Origin of the sequence: Ruegeria sp. HKCCE3926 (assembly GCF_017872515.1) — a bacterium.
In the GTDB taxonomy this organism is placed as follows: Bacteria; Pseudomonadota; Alphaproteobacteria; order Rhodobacterales; family Rhodobacteraceae; genus Ruegeria.
On record NZ_JAEDOU010000016.1, the window covers coordinates 1 to 18,063 of the forward strand.

Annotated in this window: 15 protein-coding genes and 1 tRNA gene; 11 read left to right on the forward strand and 5 right to left on the reverse strand. The window is 57.9% G+C overall.

What is annotated here, in order from left to right; translation table 11 throughout:
- Positions 1 to 571 precede the first annotated feature (571 nt).
- Positions 572 to 658 (reverse strand) — tRNA-Leu (locus I9184_RS20575).
- Between the two features lie 201 nt (positions 659 to 859).
- On the opposite strand from I9184_RS20575, the gene I9184_RS20580 reads away from it, so the two are divergent.
- On the forward strand, positions 860 to 1,843 hold the full coding sequence (locus I9184_RS20580; RefSeq protein WP_209835594.1) for a complex I NDUFA9 subunit family protein: 984 nt from the start codon (positions 860 to 862) through the stop codon (positions 1,841 to 1,843).
- On the opposite strand, the gene I9184_RS20585 is transcribed toward I9184_RS20580, so the two are convergent.
- Positions 1,844 to 2,647, reverse strand: coding sequence for an undecaprenyl-diphosphate phosphatase (locus I9184_RS20585; protein WP_209835595.1), 804 nt, complete (start codon positions 2,645 to 2,647; stop codon positions 1,844 to 1,846).
- 230 nt (positions 2,648 to 2,877) lie between these two features.
- Here I9184_RS20585 and I9184_RS20590 point away from each other — a divergent pair, with 230 nt between their 5' ends.
- The 9 genes from I9184_RS20590 (at position 2,878) to I9184_RS20630 (ending at position 15,505) form a co-directional block, all read left to right on the forward strand.
- A complete protein-coding gene (locus I9184_RS20590) occupies positions 2,878 to 4,311 on the forward strand; it encodes an NAD(P)-dependent oxidoreductase (RefSeq protein WP_171723969.1) in 1,434 nt (477 codons plus the stop codon).
- A gap of 24 nt (positions 4,312 to 4,335) precedes the next feature.
- Positions 4,336 to 4,773, forward strand: a complete 438-nt coding sequence (locus I9184_RS20595; RefSeq protein ID WP_152459664.1) for a GFA family protein — start codon at positions 4,336 to 4,338, stop codon at positions 4,771 to 4,773.
- Positions 4,770 to 9,302 carry a glutamate synthase large subunit gene (gene gltB, locus I9184_RS20600; protein WP_209835596.1) on the forward strand — a complete coding sequence of 1,511 codons (4,533 nt, stop codon included), beginning with the start codon at positions 4,770 to 4,772 and terminating at the stop codon, positions 9,300 to 9,302. Before I9184_RS20595 ends, gltB begins: the two co-directional genes overlap by 4 nt.
- 180 nt (positions 9,303 to 9,482) lie before the next feature.
- On the forward strand, positions 9,483 to 10,397 hold the full coding sequence (locus I9184_RS20605) for a Hint domain-containing protein (protein WP_209835597.1): 915 nt from the start codon (positions 9,483 to 9,485) through the stop codon (positions 10,395 to 10,397).
- A 39-nt stretch (positions 10,398 to 10,436) separates the two neighbouring features.
- Complete coding sequence (gene mtgA, locus I9184_RS20610; protein ID WP_171723966.1) at positions 10,437 to 11,171, forward strand: monofunctional biosynthetic peptidoglycan transglycosylase; 735 nt, start codon at positions 10,437 to 10,439, stop codon at positions 11,169 to 11,171.
- 58 nt (positions 11,172 to 11,229) lie between these two features.
- A complete protein-coding gene (locus tag I9184_RS20615) occupies positions 11,230 to 11,895 on the forward strand; it encodes a glutathione S-transferase family protein (RefSeq protein ID WP_171635778.1) in 666 nt (221 codons plus the stop codon).
- 75 nt (positions 11,896 to 11,970) lie between these two features.
- Complete coding sequence (queG, locus tag I9184_RS20620) at positions 11,971 to 13,008, forward strand: tRNA epoxyqueuosine(34) reductase QueG (protein ID WP_171635259.1); 1,038 nt, start codon at positions 11,971 to 11,973, stop codon at positions 13,006 to 13,008.
- Positions 13,009 to 13,080: 72 nt separating this feature from the next.
- Positions 13,081 to 15,084, forward strand: a complete 2,004-nt coding sequence (locus I9184_RS20625) for a hydantoinase/oxoprolinase family protein (RefSeq protein WP_209835598.1) — start codon at positions 13,081 to 13,083, stop codon at positions 15,082 to 15,084.
- Between the two features lie 253 nt (positions 15,085 to 15,337).
- Entirely contained in the window at positions 15,338 to 15,505 is a 168-nt protein-coding gene (locus tag I9184_RS20630; RefSeq protein ID WP_209835607.1) for a DUF1508 domain-containing protein, read from the forward strand.
- A gap of 38 nt (positions 15,506 to 15,543) precedes the next feature.
- Here I9184_RS20630 and msrA read toward each other — a convergent pair whose 3' ends face one another.
- Both msrA and msrB read right to left on the reverse strand, forming a co-directional pair.
- Positions 15,544 to 16,053 carry a peptide-methionine (S)-S-oxide reductase MsrA gene (gene msrA, locus I9184_RS20635; RefSeq protein ID WP_209835599.1) on the reverse strand — a complete coding sequence of 170 codons (510 nt, stop codon included), beginning with the start codon at positions 16,051 to 16,053 and terminating at the stop codon, positions 15,544 to 15,546.
- Positions 16,053 to 16,499 carry a peptide-methionine (R)-S-oxide reductase MsrB gene (gene msrB, locus I9184_RS20640; protein ID WP_209835600.1) on the reverse strand — a complete coding sequence of 149 codons (447 nt, stop codon included), beginning with the start codon at positions 16,497 to 16,499 and terminating at the stop codon, positions 16,053 to 16,055. Before msrB ends, msrA begins: the two co-directional genes overlap by 1 nt.
- 145 nt (positions 16,500 to 16,644) lie before the next feature.
- Here msrB and I9184_RS20645 point away from each other — a divergent pair, with 145 nt between their 5' ends.
- Entirely contained in the window at positions 16,645 to 17,166 is a 522-nt protein-coding gene (locus tag I9184_RS20645; protein WP_209835601.1) for a glutathione peroxidase, read from the forward strand.
- On the opposite strand, the gene I9184_RS20650 is transcribed toward I9184_RS20645, so the two are convergent.
- On the reverse strand, positions 17,142 to 18,029 hold the full coding sequence (locus I9184_RS20650; RefSeq protein ID WP_171635254.1) for a DMT family transporter: 888 nt from the start codon (positions 18,027 to 18,029) through the stop codon (positions 17,142 to 17,144). The two genes, I9184_RS20645 and I9184_RS20650, sit on opposite strands and share 25 nt — an antisense overlap.
- Between the last annotated feature and the right edge of the window lie 34 nt (positions 18,030 to 18,063).

Below are 18,063 nucleotides of genomic sequence, written 5' to 3' on the forward strand. Positions count from 1 at the left end.
GGTTTTCAGCCGTGAATCATGCCGCTCGCTGAAAATCAATGGGTCCTGACCCTAGAGCGATACCAAGCATACATTGCCAAGGCTATTCAAATTCGCCCTGACGGCGACCTGTACATTCCAATATTCGAGAGGTTGGAGCGGGAAATTGAAGCTTGCCGCCGGAAAATGGACACAAAGGCCAGGATCAAGGCAATCGCTCTGTCAGGCTAGATACAACAGGCATTCAAGCAATCCAAAAACAACTACCAAAGCGCTGTGCCGCCGCTAGCAACCAAGCTGGCGGCGGTTTGATTTCAGCGTTGCCGACAGATTTGAAAGTCCACCTGCCAACTACAACCGCAAATTCGGTGATAGGTTGGATTCGTGGAAATCGCGTCTTCTTGTGGTTTGTGCTGCACATCACAGAGGGTGCATGCGGACCCACAATGTTTCTTGCAATGTGTGACTAGGGCCACACCCAACTTTGTTGGTTTGTGCTACAAAATGTGAAACAGGGCTGCGGATCGATTTCCCTCAAAAATTTAAGAAAACCATCATTTCAATAGCTTATTGATGATTTTCGAAAGGAAAATGGTGCCCAGGAGAGGACTCGAACCTCCACGTCCATACGGACACTAGCACCTGAAGCTAGCGCGTCTACCAATTCCGCCACCTGGGCAGGTGTCGTGGAGGGGCGTTTAAGCCTAGTCGCGGGGGGCGTCAACCAGATTCGGTGAGATTTTTTAAAGTTTTTTGAGTTCGGTTCCCGGCCGGTGTTTTTCGCGCATGGTTTTCAACACTGTCGCGGCGAATTAGCGCCTTGTTTGACTGGCCTGCGGGCGCTAGTTCTAGGGCGCAATTTCTCAGCAGGAGCCCTCTCATGTCGAAACTGGTGACGATTTTTGGCGGATCGGGATTTGTCGGTCGCTACATCGCGCGGCGCATGGCGAAAGAGGGGTGGCGTGTCCGGGTGGCTGTACGTCGTCCGAACGAGGCCATGTTCGTCAAACCCTATGGTGCCGTGGGTCAGGTCGAACCGGTGCTGTGCAATATTCGGGATGACGCCTCGGTGGCGCTGGCGATGCAGAGCGCCGATGCGGTTGTGAACTGCGTGGGTGTGCTGAACGAACTTGGCAAGAACGGGTTTGATACCGTGCAGGCCGAAGGAGCTGAACGCATCGCGCGTTTGGCGGCCGAGCAGGGCATCAAGCGGATGGTTCATATCTCGGCCATCGGTGCGGATGCGAATTCAGCCAGCGCGTATTCCCGGACCAAAGCACATGGTGAAGCGAGCGTGTTGAAACATATGCCAGACGCCGTGATCCTGCGTCCTTCGGTGATCTTTGGAACCGAAGACCAGTTCTTCAACCGTTTCGCCGGAATGACCCGCATGGGACCGTTCCTGCCTCTGGTCGGGGCCGACACAAAATTCCAGCCGGTTTACGTAGACGATGTGGCGCAAGCTGCCGTCAAAGGCGTTCTGGGGCAGGCAGAGCCGGGTATTTACGAGCTTGGTGGCCCCGAGGTTAAGACCTTTCGTGCCTTGATGCAGCAGATGCTTGAAGTGATTCACCGTCGCCGCGTCATCATCGGCCTGCCGTTCTTTGCCGCGCGGATTATGGCGGGTGTGCTGGATATCGTTAAATTTGTCAGCTTCCAGCTGTTCCCCAACAACATTCTGACGCGCGATCAGCTTAAGAACCTGCGTCACGACAATGTTGTCGCCGAGGGCGCAAAGTCTTTTGCAGACCTTGGGATCGTGCCGACCACGCTGGAATCGGTGTTGCCGGAATACCTGTGGAAATTCCGCCCCTCGGGTCAGTATGACGACATTCAGAACTCGGCCAAAAACCTGCGTATCTGATCAGCTGTAGGCCATGATCAAAAGTACTACGCCAAGAATGACGCGGTAGATGACGTAGGGTGTGAAACTGACGCTGCGCAGAAGCCGCATCATCAGGCTGAGCGCCAGCAGGGCCGAAAGAAAGGCAAACAGCGCTGCAACGGCCCCATCCCGGGCCAGTTGCATATCGGCGTCGCGCACCACATCCAGTGCCAGCAGTGTGCCCGACGCCAGGATTGTCGGGATCGACATCAACATCGCGATCCGCGCGCCGTCTTCACGGGTATATCCCAATTGCCGCGCGCCGGTTATGGTTATCCCGGAACGGGACGTGCCTGGGATCAGGGCAAGAACCTGCCACAGACCCATGATGAGCGCGTCGCGTATTCCCCAGTTTTCTGTCCCTTTGGTTTCAGGAGCCCTCTGATCCACCCAATACAGCAGCAGACCGAAACCCAGCATTGTCCATCCGATGACCGTGATCGAGCGCATGGCCTGGCTCAACCCGGTGACATGCAGAATGAGGCCCGCGATCACGGTAGGAACAGTTGCAACGATCAGGCACAGAGCAAGCTGGGCCTGCGGTGTGTCACCCCGCCCGGTCAACGCGCGCGGCAACCCGGCAAGGGCCTGTTTTACATCCGACCAGAAATACAGCACCACGGCGCCCAGGGTTCCCACATGCACCGCGACATCAATGGCTTGTCCCTGATCTTGCAAGCCCGACAGGTTGGGCAGCAGGATCAGGTGACCAGATGAGGATATGGGCAAAAACTCAGTGATTCCCTGAATGATTGCTACGAGAATCAGGTGAAACAAACTCATCTGCCCTGCCGTGCTGCTGCCACGTGTTCTTTGTGGGTTATGGGTATAAGGGCGATGAAAAAAAGGAAAGCGCGCATATAGGTCCGAATCGGATCTAAAACTTCCAATTATTTTCCACTTTTCTTGAAGGCACGCTGCATTTTTTCAATTTAGGTCAGTATAATTGACTTTTCATCCAAAAGCGCATCCCGTAAAGAAGCGGAACCTAGCCAATTCATGGAGTCTGACCCGTGGCCAAGCAACCGATGCTGAAATTTGTGCAGATCGACCGCGTCATGCCGGAAAAGCGTGCTGCCAATGACCGCAAGGACGACTTTGACGAGATCTATTCCGAGTTCGCCGCTGAAAAAGCAGCCGAGCAGGCGAGTCGGTGCAGCCAATGCGGTGTTCCTTACTGCCAGTCGCATTGCCCGTTGCACAACAATATTCCCGACTGGTTGCGCCTGACTGCGACCGGACGCCTGGAAGAAGCCTATCAGGTAAGTCAGGCCACCAATACTTTCCCTGAGATCTGCGGGCGCATCTGTCCGCAGGACCGCCTGTGCGAGGGCAACTGCGTGATCGAACAGTCGGGCCATGGAACGGTCACGATTGGTTCGATCGAGAAATACATAACGGATACCGCATGGGAAAAAGGCTGGGTCCAGCCGGTTGCTCCATCGGCCGAACGCGCTGAAAGCGTAGGTATCATTGGTGCAGGCCCTGGTGGATTGGCCGCTGCGGACACGCTGCGCCAGGCTGGTATCCAGGTCACGGTATACGACCGCTATGACCGGGCCGGTGGCCTGCTGATGTATGGCATTCCGGGGTTCAAACTGGAAAAAGACGTTGTTCAGCGCCGCAATGACCTGTTGGCTGATGGTGGGGTCGAGTTTGTTCTGAATTGCGACGTGGATGCGGCCAAGTTCGAAGAAATCCGGGCCAGGCATGATGCCGTTATCATTGCGACCGGTGTCTACAAGTCGCGCGACCTGGCAATGCCGGGCAGCGGTCTGGCCGGGATCGAAAAGGCGATCGACTTCCTGACAGCCTCGAACCGGAAAAGCTTTGGCGACGAGGTCGAAGAATTCGACAACGGTCGCTTGAACGCCGACGGCAAAAAAGTCGTCGTGATTGGCGGCGGTGACACTGCGATGGATTGCGTGCGCACTTCGATCCGTCAGGGCGCGACTTCTGTCAAATGTCTGTATCGCCGGGACCGGGCCAACATGCCGGGGTCACAGCGTGAAACGCAGAATGCTGAAGAAGAAGGCGTGATCTTCGAATGGCTCAGCGCACCCAAAGGGTTCACGGGTGAAGACACGGTCAAAGGTGTTATCGTTCAGAAGATGCGCTTGGGACAGCCAGACGCATCCGGTCGTCAGGCCCCCGAAGTGATTGAAGGCGCGGACTATGTCGAAGACGCCGATCTTGTGATCAAGGCGCTTGGATTCGAACCTGAAGACCTGCCGACGCTGTTCGGACAACCTGATCTGCCAGTCACCCGCTGGGGTACGATCAAGGCGGCGTTCCAAACCGGCGAGACCGAAATGGACGGAGTCTATGCAATCGGTGACATCGTGCGCGGTGCCTCGCTGGTGGTCTGGGCGATCCGGGACGGTCGTGACTGCGCTGATGCGATCATCGAACGCTTCAATGCTAAATCTGCCGTTGCGGCCGAATAATCCCGGCGATCAGGAGGCTTCGAAATGCCTGAATTGCAAGGCCAATGCATGTGTGGCGCAGTTACGGTGACGGCAACTCCGGCGCGGGATGCGCTGGGGGCCTGCCATTGCGACCAGTGCCGGCGCTGGACCAGTTCCATGCTGGTGACGTTTCAGGCCGAAGAAGGCTATGCCGCGCTTGGACCGGTCAAAACTTTCACTTCCTCTGACTGGGCCGAGCGCGCCTTTTGCGCCGATTGCGGCTCGGCGCTTTGGTATCGGATCACGCTCCCGGGCGAGATGCACGGCCAGACGCAAATGGCGGCAGGTCTGTTTGACAACGCCGCAGGCAACCCGCTGAAACTTGAACTTTACATTGACAAAAAGCCCCAGGGCTACGCGTTCGCAGGCGAACGCCGGCAGATGACCAAAGCCGAGGTCGAAGCCATGTACGCCCCCTCTGACGAAGGAGACAGCCAATGACCAAATATGATGCCGATTGGGTGCGGGCCGAAGAAGCCAAGCGCAAATGGATGGCTGAAAATGGTCTCTATTCCGAGGAAGAAGAGCATTCTTCCTGCGGTGTGGGTCTTGTTGTGTCCGTGGATGGGAAAGCGTCGCGCAAGGTCGTTGATGCCGGTATCGACGCGCTCAAGGCGATCTGGCACCGCGGCGCGGTTGATGCTGACGGCAAGACCGGTGATGGCGCGGGCATTCACGTGCAGATTCCGGTCTCGTTTTTCTACGATCAGATCCGGCGCACAGGCCACGAGCCCAAATTGGACGAACTGATCGCTGTTGGTCAGGTTTTCCTGCCGCGCACCGACTTTGGCGCACAGGAACAGTGCCGGACCATCGTGGAAAGCGAAGTTCTGCGCATGGGCTATTACATCTATGGCTGGCGTCACGTGCCGGTCGATGTCACCTGTCTGGGTGAAAAAGCCAACGCCACCCGGCCCGAGATCGAGCAGATCCTGATCTCGAATTCCAAAGGTGTGGACGAAGAGACCTTCGAGCGCGAGCTCTATGTCATTCGTCGCCGTATTGAAAAGGCCGCCTCGGCTGCGGGTATTTCCGGGCTGTACCTGGCGTCGCTGTCGTGCCGTTCGATCATCTACAAGGGCATGATGTTGGCCGAGCAGGTTGCCGTCTTCTATCCCGACCTGATGGACGAACGGTTTGAATCCGCCTTCGCAATCTACCACCAGCGCTATTCCACCAACACTTTCCCGCAATGGTGGCTGGCGCAGCCGTTCCGCATGTTGGCCCATAACGGCGAGATCAACACGCTGAAAGGCAACATCAACTGGATGAAAAGCCACGAGATCCGCATGGCGTCCTCGACGTTTGGGGATTATGCCGAGGATATCAAGCCGATCATCGCCGGAGGATCGTCGGATTCGGCCGCATTGGACTCGGTTTTCGAAGTTCTGGTGCGCGCGGGCCGCTCGGCGCCCATGGCGAAAACCATGCTGGTTCCGGAAAGCTGGTCGAAACAGGCGGTGGAACTGCCGCAGGCCTGGCGCGACATGTATTCCTACTGCAACTCGGTGATGGAGCCGTGGGACGGCCCCGCCGCGCTGGCCATGACGGATGGCCGCTGGGTCTGTGCTGGACTGGACCGCAACGGCCTGCGTCCGATGCGTTACGTCGTGACTGGCGATGGTCTGGTCATTGCAGGATCCGAGGCCGGCATGGTGCCGATTGATGAGTCCACAGTGACCGAAAAAGGCGCGCTGGGCCCCGGTCAGATGCTGGCTGTCGACATGAAAAAGGGCAAGCTGTATCGCGACACCCAGATCAAGAACAAGCTGGCGAGCGCATTGCCGTTTGGCGAGTGGGTCGGCAAGATCAACGATCTGGACGAGGCGCTGGCAGGTGTGACCGAAAAGCCGATATTCTCGGGCGAAGATCTGCGCAAACGCCAGATCGCGGCAGGCTATTCGGTCGAAGAGCTGGAGCAGATTCTTGCGCCCATGGCCGAAGACGGCAAAGAGGCGCTGGCGTCCATGGGTGACGATACGCCCTCGGCGGTTCTGTCCAAGCAATACCGCCCGCTCAGCCATTTCTTCCGGCAGAATTTCAGTCAGGTCACCAACCCGCCGATCGACAGTTTGCGCGAATACCGCGTCATGTCCTTGAAAACCCGGTTCGGGAACCTGAAGAACGTGCTGGATGAGGACAGCAGCCAGACCGAGATCATCGTTCTGGAAAGCCCCTTTGTCGGAAACGCACAATGGAATGAACTGGTTGGGCACCTCAACGCTCCGCTGGCCGAGATCGATTGCAGCTTTGAGCCCGGTCAAGGTGCGCTGAGCGCTGCTTTGGCACGTGTCAGAGCCGAAGCTGAAGAGGCGGTACGGTCTGGCGCCGGGCATCTGGTGCTGACCGACATGAACTCGGGTGAAGATCGGGTGGCAATGCCGATGATCCTTGCCACCAGCGCAGTGCACTCACACCTGACCCGTCAGGGCCTGCGGACGTTCTGTTCCTTGAACGTACGCTCGGCTGAATGTGTCGATCCGCATTACTTTGCGGTTCTGATCGGCTGTGGCGCGACCGTTGTGAACGCCTATCTGGCCGAAGACTCGCTGGCCGATCGTATCGATCGTGGGCTGCTGGACGGTACCCTGACCGAAAATGTCGCGCGCTATCGCGAAGCCATCGACCAGGGCCTGTTGAAGATCATGGCCAAGATGGGGATTTCGGTGATCTCGTCCTATCGAGGCGGTCTAAATTTCGAGGCTGTTGGCCTGAGCCGCGCGATGGTGGCCGAGTATTTCCCGGGTATGACCAGCCGTATTTCCGGCATCGGCGTCAAGGGTATCCAGGCAAAGGCCGAAGAAATCCACGCCAAGGGCTGGAACAGTGGTCTGGACGTGTTGCCGATCGGTGGTTTCTACAAGGCACGGAAATCGGGTGAAACCCACGCGTGGGAAGCGACCTCGATGCATATGATGCAGATGGCGTGCAACAAGGCGTCCTATGAGCTGTGGAAACAGTATTCTGCCAAGATGCAATCGAACCCGCCGATCCATCTGCGCGACCTGATGGATTTCAAACCATTGGGTAAACCGGTGCCGATCGAAGAGGTTGAATCGATCACCTCGATCCGCAAGCGCTTTGTCACGCCGGGCATGTCGCTGGGCGCGCTGTCGCCTGAGGCGCACAAGACGCTGAACGTGGCGATGAACCGGATCGGTGCGAAATCCGACAGTGGTGAAGGGGGTGAAGACCCGGCGCATTTCGTGCCGGAGCCGAATGGTGACAACCCCTCGGCCAAGATCAAGCAGGTGGCCTCGGGCCGGTTTGGTGTGACTGCCGAATATCTGAACCAGTGCGAAGAGCTGGAAATCAAGGTTGCCCAAGGGGCGAAACCGGGCGAGGGCGGTCAGCTGCCGGGCATGAAGGTCACTGACCTGATCGCGCGTCTGCGGCACTCGACCAAGGGCGTTACGCTGATCTCGCCGCCGCCGCATCATGACATCTACTCGATCGAGGATCTGGCTCAGCTGATCTATGACCTGAAACAGATCAACCCGCGCTGCAAGGTGACGGTGAAACTGGTGGCGTCTTCCGGCGTTGGCACGATCGCTGCCGGTGTGGCCAAGGCGAAGGCCGATATCATCCTGATCTCGGGGCACAATGGCGGTACGGGTGCCTCACCCGCGACCAGCATCAAATATGCCGGTCTGCCATGGGAGATGGGCCTGACCGAGGCGCATCAGGTTCTGGCGATGAACAACCTGCGCGACCGGGTGACTCTGCGCACTGATGGCGGCCTGCGTACCGGGCGCGACATCGTCATGGCGGCGATGATGGGGGCCGAGGAATACGGCATCGGCACCGCCGCCCTGATCGCGATGGGCTGTATCATGGTGCGTCAGTGCCAGTCGAACACCTGCCCGGTTGGTGTCTGTACGCAGGACGAATCCCTGCGCGCCAAGTTCACCGGCAACGCCGACAAGGTGGTGAACCTGATCACCTTCTACGCGCAGGAAGTGCGCGAGCTGCTGGCCAGCCTTGGCGCGCGTTCCGTGGATGAAATCATCGGTCGGGCCGATCTGCTGGCGCAGGTTAGCCGGGGTTCGGCGCATTTGGACGATCTGGATCTCAACCCGCTGCTGATCACCGTCGATGGTGCGCATAACATCGTGTACAATCGCGACAAGGATCGGAACGCCGTGCCCGACACGCTGGATGCCGAGATCGTGCGCGATGCGGCGCGGTTCCTGAAGGATGGCGAGAAGATGCAGTTGTCATATGCCATCCAGAACACGCACCGCACCGTCGGAACCCGCATTTCCAGCCACATTGTGCAGAATTTTGGCATGCGGAACACGTTCCAGGATGACCACCTGCACGTGAAACTTCAGGGTTCGGCCGGTCAGTCCTTGGGGGCTTTCGCGGCTCCGGGTCTGAAGCTGGAAGTGTCGGGGGATGCCAATGACTATGTTGGCAAGGGCCTGTCTGGCGGCACGATCGTTGTGCGCCCGCCGCAGGTCAGCCCGCTGAAGGCGGACGACAACACGATCATCGGCAACACGGTTCTCTACGGTGCAACTGACGGCCATCTGTTCGCGGCTGGCCGCGCGGGTGAACGATTTGCCGTGCGCAACTCGGGTGCCAAAGTTGTGGTTGAAGGATGTGGCTCGAACGGGTGTGAGTACATGACCGGCGGCGTGGCCGTGATACTTGGTGACATCGGGGCCAATTTCGGTGCCGGGATGACCGGTGGCATGGCATATCTGTATGATCCCGAAGGCAAGGCCGAAGCGTTGATGAACAAGGAAACGCTTGTGACCTGCCCGGTCACCGTGGACCATTGGGTGGATCAATTGAAAGCCCTGATCACGCGTCACGCCGAGGAGACCTACAGCCGCAAGGCCGCGGATATTCTCCAGCATTGGGACGTGGAAAAGGGCAACTTCCTACAGGTTTGTCCCAAAGAAATGCTCAACAAACTCTGCCACCCGCTGAGCGAAGAAGTCACGGCAGTTCCGGCCGAGTAAGCCTAAATTCCATCAAAATACTGGCCCCGCGTGCTATTTACAGCACGCGGGGCCCTGATTATTGTGGGGTTTCAGTGGAATTCTTGCCTGCTCTCCCGAATTTCGCCATGCTTTTTTCACCTTGTAGTGTTAGCCATGGCCTGTTTCGGTTTCTAATGGTGACAGAGTAGGGGCAACAGGATGCCAACGACATATCGCGATCAGTTCTTCACCTTTGATCCTGCAAGCCCGCCACCAGCGGGGACGGCAGTCGCGGTCAGCAATTTCACCCTGACTGATGCGAATGATGACAATCTTATTGACGCACCCAGTGGTGACACGGTCAACGGGCAAGACGTTACAAATTCCTGGCCAGGCGATACTGTAACGATCAACGTGTCAGGCGTTGGGAACGTGACCTATACAGGAACCACTTTCTACCTGGCCGATGGGTCTCGGGCTTTCACCCCCACAGACGGCCAGGTGCTGCAGCCCGGAACGCTGGTGTCGACCACTTTTGTTAACACGTCAGGCCCGCTGAATGTCGGTAACCTTGGGCCGCCGTGCTTTACGGCCGGGACCATGATCGCCACACCGGAAGGTGAGCGCGCGGTTGAGGATTTGAAGGTTGGTGATCTGGTCATCACGGTGGATCACGGACCACAACCCTTGATCTGGGTTGGGTGTACAACCGTCGCAGCCGAAGGCAAACTGGCTCCAATCCGTTTCGATGCCGGGGTGTTCGGTCTGGATCGCCCCTTGCTGGTTTCACCGCAGCACCGGATGCTGATCGAAGACTGGCAGGCGTCCTTTCTGTTCGGCCATACCGAAGCGCTGGTTCCGGCGCATACTATGGTCAACGATGACACCGTGACACGGGTCGAGGGCGGTGAGGTTGAATATTTCCATCTGTTGTTCAAACAGCATGAGATCGTTTTCGCCAACGGAGCGAAAAGCGAAAGCTATTATCCCGGGCACGCGTTGTCGGCTTCGGATCGCGAAACACAAAGCGAAGTGCTGCACTTGTTTCCCGAGTTGACCGGGCTTGATCCGATGTCGCTGAAAACCGCGCGCCCGATCGTTCATCCGCGCGAGGCGCGCGCTTTCGCGATTTAGGCCGTTTCAAACCGGAACCTTGCGTCGTATAGCTGAGACATGGCGAAGAAAGCAGCCCGCAAATCCGGCGGAAAAAAACGCAAGGCATCCAGAAAGAAGGAACCAGTGGCGCGGCAGATTCGCCGCTGGGCAACGCGAGCGGTCATGGCGGTTCTGGGCCTCGTGGTTGCTCTGGTCCTGATTTATTCGGTGGTGAACCCTCCTGTCACCCACACCATCTGGTCGGAATGGCGCCGGCTGGGAAAGGTTGAACGCGAATGGGTTCCGATCGAAGACATGGCACCGATCATGGCAAGATCAGTTGTTGCAGCCGAGGACGCAAATTTCTGCCTGCATTGGGGCTTTGACGTCGAAGCCATCCGCGATGCGCTTGAGGATGGCGGCAATCGTGGTGCCTCGACCATCACGCAACAGGTGGTGAAGAATGTGTTCCTCTGGCAGGGTCGCAGCTGGGTGCGCAAGGCTTTGGAAACCTCGATCACGCCGGTGGTTGAAATATTCTGGAGCAAACAGCGTATTCTTGAGGTGTATCTGAATGTCGCCGAAACCGGAAATGGCGTATTCGGGGTCGAAGCTGCGGCGCAACGCTATTTCAACACCAGCGCGGCAAAGCTGACTTCGGTTCAAGCGGCGCGGATTGCGGCAATCCTGCCGTCCCCGCGCAACCGATCGGTCACGGATCCGACTGCGCGCACCCGCAGACGGGCGGCTTCGATCCTCGATGGGGCGGCCACCATCCGCGCAGATGGTCGCGCAGATTGTTTCGAGGATTGAAACCCGCTATCTGCCAAGGCTAAATCTGTCGGGTATTCACTGGTTCGAATGGAAGTTCATGGCGCGTCTGTTTCACGTTCCCCTCTCTCCGTATTGTCGTAAGGTCCGTCTGTCGCTGGCGGAGAAGAAGATCGAGGTTGAGCTGGTAGAAGAGCGATACTGGGAACAGGATCCTGATTTTCTGCGGCGCAACCCGGCGGGAAAAGTGCCTGTATTGCGTCTGGACGGGCAGATCATGTCGGAAAGCGCGGCTATCTGCGAATACATCGAAGAAACCCGCCCAGAGCCACCTTTGATGCCGAAAACCCCCGAAGCCAGATTCGAAGTAAGACGCCTTGTCGGGTGGTTCGACGACAAATTTCACCACGAGGTGACATCGAAGCTGTTGTATGAGCGAGTGAACAAAAAGGTGACAGGACAGGGGTATCCGGACAGCAAGAATGTCAAACAGGGTGCCAAGGCGATCAAATACCATCTGGATTACATGGCGTGGCTGCTGGATCACCGCCGTTGGTTGGCGGGGGATCAGATGACATTGGCGGATTTTGCGGCCGCGGCACATCTGTCTTCGCTGGATTACATCTCGGACGTGGACTGGAACCGCAGCCAGGTGGTCAAGGACTGGTATGCCAAGATCAAGTCTCGACCGGCATTTCGGTCAATACTGGCGGATCAGGTGCCAGGGTTCCGACCGCCGCCCCATTACGCTGATCTGGATTTCTGATAGGGTGCGCAAGGGGGGCTGTCTGCCCCCCATCGCGCCATGGGCGCGATTCCCCCCGAGGATATTTTTGGCCAGATGAAGAGCGGATCGGATCTTAAGGAAAAGCTGGTGCAACAAGCCCAGGCAGAGGGGTTTGTTGCCTGTCGCGTGTGCCGCCCTTGGGATGTTCCACAGGTGCCGAAACGCTTGCGGGCCTATCTGGACGCCGGGTACCACGGGCAAATGGGATGGATGGCCGAGCGCACGCATTGGCGTGGCGATCCTGCCGCCCTTTGGCCCGCGGCGCAATCGGTGGTCATGTTGGCCGAAAGCTATACGCCGGAACATGACCCGACGGAGATCTTGAATCACCCGGATCGTGGTGCAATTTCCGTCTATGCGCAGAACAAGGACTATCATGATCTTGTCAAGAAGCGGCTGAAGCGGTTGGCGCGATGGCTGATTGCCGAAGCCGGAGGCGAGGTGAAAGTATTTGTCGATACCGCGCCAGTTCCCGAGAAGGCGCTGGGATATGCCGCCGGATTGGGGTGGCAGGGCAAGCACACCAATCTTGTAAGCCGCGAATGGGGAAATTGGGCCTTTATAGGGTCTGTTTTCACTACTCTGGACCTGCCGACAGACAATTCAGAGATCGATCATTGCGGGTCGTGCCGCGCCTGTCTGGACAGCTGCCCGACCGATGCGTTTCCGGCCCCGTATCAACTGGATGCACGACGGTGCATTTCATATCTGACCATTGAACATAAGGGCCCGGTGGACCATGAGCTGCGCGGTAAGTTGGGCAATCGGATCTATGGCTGCGACGATTGTCTGGCGGCCTGTCCATGGAACAAGTTTGCCGTCGCAGCGAGCGATATGCGCTATGCCGCCCGTGACGATCTGAAAGCGCCCGGCTTGGAAGAACTGGCGGCGCTGGACGATGCCGCTTTTCGCGCAAAGTTTTCGGGCTCGCCGATCAAACGTATCGGCCGGGACCGGTTCGTGCGCAATGTTCTGTATGCCATTGGAAACTCGGGACAGCCAAAACTGAAAACAGTGGCTCAGCGTCTGTTGGAGGACCCGGATGAGACCGTGGCAGAGGCGGCGCGCTGGGCGGTGGAACAACTGTCATAATTGCCGCAAACAGGCTGGACGTGTCGTGCATAACCGCTAAACCCATCCACAGCGAACAGACAGGAGGACCCGATGACGTTGTCTTTGGGGGTAGATACGGGCGGGACCTATACCGACGCGGTGTTGATCAGGGATGAGAAAGAGGTCATCGCCTCGGCCAAGTCGCTGACCACTCGGGCGGATCTGGCGATTGGTGTGGGCAAGGCGATCTCGTCTGTGCTGGCAGAGGCGCAGGTCACGCCGGATCAGATCTCGATGGCGTCATTGTCGACGACGCTGGCCACGAATGCTCTGGTCGAGGGGCAGGGTGGCCGTGTCGCGTTGATCTATATCGGGTTCAAGGACAGTGATCTTGAAAAACACGGGCTGAAAGAGGCGCTGAAGGGCGATCCGGCCCTGGTGATTGCCGGTGGGCATACCCATTCCGGTGGGCAAGCTGCCGCTTTGGATGTCGCAGCGCTTGAGGCCTTTTTGGATTCGCATAAGGGAATTTCCGGATTCGCGGTTGCTGCTCAGTTCGCCACCCGCAACCCGGTGCATGAGTTGGAAGCGGCGCGCATAATCTCGGAAAGGACCGGGGCGCCGGTGACCTGTTCGCATCACTTGTCCGCCAAGCTCAATGGTCCGAAACGCGCGGTGACGGCTGTGCTGAATGCGCGGCTGATCGGGATGATCGACCGATTGATCGGGCGTGCACAGGATCAACTGCATGCGCTGGGAATTTCGGCGCCGATGATGGTGGTGCGCGGCGATGGCGCCCTGATGAGCGCGGAACAGGCCCGGGAACGGCCGATCGAGACTATTCTGAGCGGGCCTGCGGCTTCTATCGTCGGGGCGCGATGGCTTACCGGAGCGGACAATGCGCTGGTCTCGGACATCGGGGGAACGACCACTGATGTGGCGCTTATCCGGGACGGAAAGCCCGCGATCGATCCGGCCGGGGCGCAGGTGGGTGGGTTTCGCACCATGGTCGAAGCCGTGGCGATGCGAACCCACGGTCTGGGCGGTGACAGCCAAGTGCATGTTGTGGCCGAAGGGTTGCGGGGCGGTGTGTTCCTGGGCCCGCGTCGCGTGTTGCCCGTTTCGCTGATCGCATCAGAAGCACCCGACGTTGTGCATTCAGTACTGGATGAACAATTGCGGGCCACGACCGTGGGCGAGCATGATACGCGCTTTGCCCGCCGCGTGCCCGGCATCCATGCCGAAGGAGTCGGTGCGCGGGAAGAAAGCCTGCTGGAGAGGCTGGGAGATCGCGTTCTGCCCCTGAGCGCGTTGCTGCGGACGCGGATGGAGAACGGGGCGTTGATGCGTCTGGTCGATCGCGGAATCATCCAGGTGTCGGGGGTTACGCCATCTGATGCCAGCCACGTGTTGGGGCGGGTTCAAGCCTGGGATGTCGATGCGGCGCGAAAGGCATTGGAACTGATGGCACGCAAACGGGTCGGGTCAGGGGATATGTTGGCAAGCTCTCCCGAAGCGCTGGCCCAGATGATCGTGGACCAATTGACAGAGCAGACCAGTTTGACTTTGTTAGAGGCTGCTTTTGACGAAGAGCAGGTTGGTTTTGGTCTGCCTTCGCATGATTTGGCGCGTCATGTGCTGACACAGCGTGGGTTGGCACAACACCGTGGGTTGCTGTCGCTGAGCGCTGCTTTGAATGTGGATGTGGTTGGCCTTGGGGCGTCGGCCCCCAGCTATTACCCTGCGGTGGGTGAGCGGTTGCATTGCCGAATGATCCTGCCGGAACATGCGGGCGTGGCCAATGCGATTGGTGCTGTCGTGGGGCGATTGACCTTGCGGCGCTCAGGTACGGTTACATCCCCGACCGAGGGCCGGTATCGCGTGCATCTGGAGGACGGCCCTCAGGATTTTTCAGCATCGGATGAAGCGCTAGCGTTGTTGGAACGGGTGCTGAAATTCGAAGCCGAGAGTGCAGTCAGAGAAGCTGGCGCGGAAGATATTCGGGTGATTGTTGATCGCGATATCAAAACGGCGCGGGTCGAAGCCAAGGATGTGTTTGTCGAAGCCATGATTACGGTCGAGGCAAGCGGACGACCAAGGGTGGCAGTGGGATAGGCACAATTTATAGCAGCCACATTTCTGGTTACCACAATTTGTAGATCATATATCAAAATTTAGATTCGACTCCGAAGACTGCTGTGGATAAAATGGAAGCGCCCGGGGATTCCCGAGCGCTAGCCGCTGCGTTGCAACGGACCGTGTCGCTAAACACACTTGAAGATTCACATGTTCTGGTGTGATCGGTCAAGCGCAAAGCAGCATTCTTGAAAATGCGCAACTCTGTGCTGTGCAAATTGAGGGTACTGTTATGTACTTTGAACTATATCAAGATCGATCCAAAGATTGGCGGTGGACACTCAAGGCCGCAAATCACCTTACGATTGCAGATTCGAGCGAAGGTTATCGTAATAAATCAGATGCCTTAAATGGTATCAGATTGGTAAAAGGATCGGGCACAGCCCCGATCTATGAGTAGAAGAAAAGGCGGCGTAACAACTTGCGCCGCCTTTTTTGTCATTCTGCAGCGTCGCGTTTGGGCAGGACCCAATCCTGACGCGGGAAGTGGCAGGTATAGCCGTTCGGAATCCGCTCCAGATAATCCTGATGCTCTGGCTCGGCTTCCCAGAAGTCTCCGACAGGTTCGACCTCGGTCACGACTTTTCCGGGCCACAAGCCGCTGGCATTTACGTCGGCGATGGTGTCCAAGGCCACCTGTTTCTGGGTGTCATCCACGTAGTAGATCGCGGATCGATAGCTCATGCCGATATCGTTGCCCTGACGGTTGACCGTGGTCGGGTCATGGATCTGAAAGAAGAATTCCAGCAGGTCGCGATAGCTGATCCGAGACGGATCGAACCAGATCTCGATCCCTTCCGCGTGGGTGCCGTGATTGCGATAGGTCGCGTTGGGTACGTCACCGCCGGTATAGCCGACACGCGTACGCGACACGCCCGGCAGTTTGCGGATCAGGTCCTGCATCCCCCAGAAGCAGCCCCCGGCCAGTACAGCGCGTTGCTCGGTCATCAGATATCCTCCACATGAATCAGGTATTCGCCATAACCTTCGGCTTCCATCTCATCCCGATGAATGAACCGAAGCGAGGCAGAGTTGATGCAGTACCGCAAACCGCCATGTTCACGCGGACCGTCCGGGAAGACATGCCCCAGGTGGCTGTCGCCGTGTTTCGAACGAACCTCGGTCCGGATCATGCCATGCGTGGTATCGCGGAACTCTTCGACATGTTCGTGCGCGATCGGCTTGGTGAAACTGGGCCAGCCGCACCCGGATTCGTATTTGTGGGTCGAGGCAAACAGCGGTTCACCCGATACGATATCCACATAAATGCCGGGTTCCTTGTTGTTCAGGTATTTCCCGGTGCCCGGACGTTCCGTACCACTGCGCTGGGTGACGTGAAACTCTTCGGGCGAAAGCGCAGCAATGGCCGTGGGGTCTTTGGTATAGCGAGTCATGGATCCTCCGGCTGAAATAGTGTTTGCGCCATTATCTGGGGGCTGCGGGGTGGAAAGCAAAGCGATATTTCAAACCGCTCTCGCAGTCGTGCAAGTGATCTGAACAACAAAGTCACGCGTATCTGAATAAAAGGGAGGACAAGACATGATGAGATTGCTGCTTTTGACTGCCCTGATCTTGCTGGGCCGCGCCGTTCAGGCGGCGCCGCTGACCGGTGAGTTCGACTCGATCGACGGAGGCACATTGGCCATCGAAGAGTGGCGCGGCCAACCCATCCTGGTGGTCAACACCGCGTCCCAGTGTGGGTTTACCGGGCAATACAAGGCTCTGCAAAAGGTGCATGAGGACTATTCCGGCAAAGGGCTGGTCGTTCTTGCGGTTCCGTCGGATTCGTTCAATCAGGAACTTGGGTCCGCGGAAGAGGTGAAACAGTTCTGCGAGATGAACTATGGGCTGACCCTGCCGATGACGGATATCACTCCGGTCAAAGGGGCTGACGCTCACCCGTTCTACAAGGCCGTTGCCGCGCAGACCGGGTTCACGCCCAAGTGGAACTTCAACAAGATCCTGATCAATTCTGAGGGTGAGGTCGCAGCGACCTTCGGGTCAAATGTCAAACCCGATTCCCGCAAACTGCTGTCTCAGGTCGAGGCCTTGCTGCCTTGAACGGGTTGGCGTGAAAGCTGAACCGCAAGAATGCCAAGGGTTGTAACGGTGACGCCAACCGCATCCATGGCGCCGAGTTTCTCGCCCAGCAGGATCGCCGCGATGGTGACCCCGAATACGGGGTTCAAAAAGTGGAAGGTGGCGGCTCGTACGGCTCCGATCCGGTCCAACAGCAGGAACCAGATCAATGTCGCCAGCAAACCGGGGAAAAGGGTTGTGTAGGTAAAGGCCAGCGCCAGTGGCAACGTCGGGTGGATGTAAATGGTTTCAAAGACCGGAGCAGCCGCAAACAGCGCGGCTGAACCAACCAGCATCTGCAGGCCAACGACCATCATGAAATTCCCGCCGGATGTTGCACCGCGAACGGCCAACGTTGCGAAGGTCAAGGCAAGAGCACCCACACCGCAAAGCGCGACGCCGAACATATCAACGCCCGCGCTGATCCGGCTGCTCATGATAAGGGCGACTCCGGCGAAACCGGCGAACAGACCCAAAACACCCAGTGGCCGCAGCTTTTCGCCGAAAATCAACCACCCCGCCAGCGCCACCAACAAGGGCATGGTGGATGCGATTATGGCCGCGACCGAAGCCTCGACCGTTTGCATCGCATAAAAATTTAGACCCAAATACAGGGCATTTTGGCAGATCCCGAACAATATCGTTGCGCGCCACTGGTTTCGGGTCAGGTGCCAGCTTTGCCCCATCGCGCGGGCAATCATGACCCCCAGAACACCAGAGATCAGAAACCTCAAGGCCAGCGAAAACAGGGGGGACGCATCCGCCACGATAATACGCGCCGAGGTAAAGGCAGATGACCAGATCAGGGCAAATGTCAGCCCCATGGTTATGGCGCGCAGATCCATGGAGACCCCCTGTCACTTTGCGCGGACTGTTCCT

Coding starts and splice junctions, on each gene's coding strand:
- I9184_RS20615 (WP_171635778.1), top strand. CDS start 11,230: ATGGCGCGTCTGTTTCACGTTCCCCTCTCTCCGTATTGTCGTAAGGTC.
- I9184_RS20650 (WP_171635254.1), bottom strand. CDS start 18,029: ATGGATCTGCGCGCCATAACCATGGGGCTGACATTTGCCCTGATCTGG.
- queG (WP_171635259.1), top strand. CDS start 11,971: ATGAAGAGCGGATCGGATCTTAAGGAAAAGCTGGTGCAACAAGCCCAG.
- msrB (WP_209835600.1), bottom strand. CDS start 16,499: ATGACTCGCTATACCAAAGACCCCACGGCCATTGCTGCGCTTTCGCCC.
- I9184_RS20595 (WP_152459664.1), top strand. CDS start 4,336: ATGCCTGAATTGCAAGGCCAATGCATGTGTGGCGCAGTTACGGTGACG.
- mtgA (WP_171723966.1), top strand. CDS start 10,437: ATGGCGAAGAAAGCAGCCCGCAAATCCGGCGGAAAAAAACGCAAGGCA.
- gltB (WP_209835596.1), top strand. CDS start 4,770: ATGACCAAATATGATGCCGATTGGGTGCGGGCCGAAGAAGCCAAGCGC.
- I9184_RS20625 (WP_209835598.1), top strand. CDS start 13,081: ATGACGTTGTCTTTGGGGGTAGATACGGGCGGGACCTATACCGACGCG.
- I9184_RS20605 (WP_209835597.1), top strand. CDS start 9,483: ATGCCAACGACATATCGCGATCAGTTCTTCACCTTTGATCCTGCAAGC.
- I9184_RS20630 (WP_209835607.1), top strand. CDS start 15,338: ATGTACTTTGAACTATATCAAGATCGATCCAAAGATTGGCGGTGGACA.
- msrA (WP_209835599.1), bottom strand. CDS start 16,053: ATGACCGAGCAACGCGCTGTACTGGCCGGGGGCTGCTTCTGGGGGATG.
- I9184_RS20585 (WP_209835595.1), bottom strand. CDS start 2,647: ATGAGTTTGTTTCACCTGATTCTCGTAGCAATCATTCAGGGAATCACT.
- I9184_RS20580 (WP_209835594.1), top strand. CDS start 860: ATGTCGAAACTGGTGACGATTTTTGGCGGATCGGGATTTGTCGGTCGC.
- I9184_RS20645 (WP_209835601.1), top strand. CDS start 16,645: ATGATGAGATTGCTGCTTTTGACTGCCCTGATCTTGCTGGGCCGCGCC.